At 39.6% G+C, this 1,131-nt stretch carries 2 protein-coding genes; both read left to right on the top strand.

What is annotated here, in order from left to right; genetic code table 11:
• A partial coding sequence (locus A1019T_RS13290; protein ID WP_167366872.1) for a transposase occupies nt 1-397 on the top strand: 397 nt, incomplete at its 5' end.
• A 20-nt stretch (nt 398-417) separates the two neighbouring features.
• Nucleotides 418-780 carry a GNAT family N-acetyltransferase gene (locus A1019T_RS11655; protein ID WP_244156657.1) on the top strand — a complete coding sequence of 121 codons (363 nt, stop codon included), beginning with the start codon at nt 418-420 and terminating at the stop codon, nt 778-780.
• Nucleotides 781-1,131: the final 351 nt, after the last annotated feature.

Raw genomic sequence — 1,131 nt, 5'->3', positions numbered from 1 at the left:
TTTAGTGATTGTCGCAACCAATCAACTAGAAACAGTGGATGCGATGACAAACTATGCTAAGCGTTGGGAAATTGAGACTTTATTTGCTTGTCTAAAGGGCCGTGGCTTTAATCTTGAAGATACCCACTTAACCCATCTTGATCGGGTCAGTAAATTAGTCGCAGTGAACGCCTTAGCATTTTGTTGGGCTTATCATGTCGGTATTTATAAAGACAAAGATAAGCCGTTAAAACGCAAGTTGAAGTCAAACGCTCGACCTCAAGCCAGTTTATTTGCGCTTGGTCTGGATGTGTTGATTGAAGGTCTTCGTTTGGTGTTTTTTAACAATGATAAGACTGTATTTCGACAATTAGTTAGCTTTTTAACCCCTAAACCTATGAAAATCGGGTGGGGATGATTTTTTTGTCGTGTGCAGAGATGAAAACTAATGAAGTAACTGTTAAGCCTCTCACTGAAGGGGATTATTGTGATTGGTATAAATACTGGCAAGCTTATTTAAGCTTTTATAAAACGTCATTGACGGAAGAAGTGACTCAGGCCACTTGGGCAAAAATATTAGACAGCAACGTTCCCATTTATGGGTTCGGGGCTTTTGATAGAACTAATCTCGTTGGTATTGCCCATGTGGTTTTACACCCCAATACTTGGAATACCACAGATTGTTGCTATCTTGAAGACCTATATGTAGATGGTGCTGCTAGAGGTTTAGGGATAGGGCGGGCGTTGATAGAAAAGGTATATCAGTTTGCTGAAGTGCATAATTGTAATCGTGTGTACTGAGTTACCGATACGGATAATGAAAACGCACGTTACTTGTATGATAAATTAGCCCGTGAAACGGACGTGGTCCAGTATCGTAAAGACTTGCCCTTATAGTTGTTATGCTGGGCACATGTTTTATAAATGTGTTTATTAAATCTATCCACAACCCATTGAAACTTGTTACCATAAGCACATTTTTTATCACCAGTCGCCTTAAAACCACCCACTTCAGGGGGTGGATATAAGGCGACACACACTGTCGTAAGAAGTCGTTAAAGGGTTGTAAGCTAAAATTAATCTTGCCATACTGAATATATGAAAACACTCAAGCTACGCATTAAAGACAACCACATAAAAGAGCTGAATCAG

The organism is Psychrobacter piechaudii (assembly GCF_900162825.1).
Classification (GTDB): Bacteria; Pseudomonadota; Gammaproteobacteria; order Pseudomonadales; family Moraxellaceae; genus Psychrobacter; species Psychrobacter piechaudii.
Note: the sequence above shows the minus strand (reverse complement) of the source record. Positions and strands in the feature narration are given on the sequence as shown.

Excerpts from the sequence above, each read along its gene's own strand:
- A1019T_RS11655 (WP_244156657.1), top strand. The coding sequence starts at position 418 with ATGAAAACTAATGAAGTAACTGTTAAGCCTCTCACTGAAGGGGATTAT.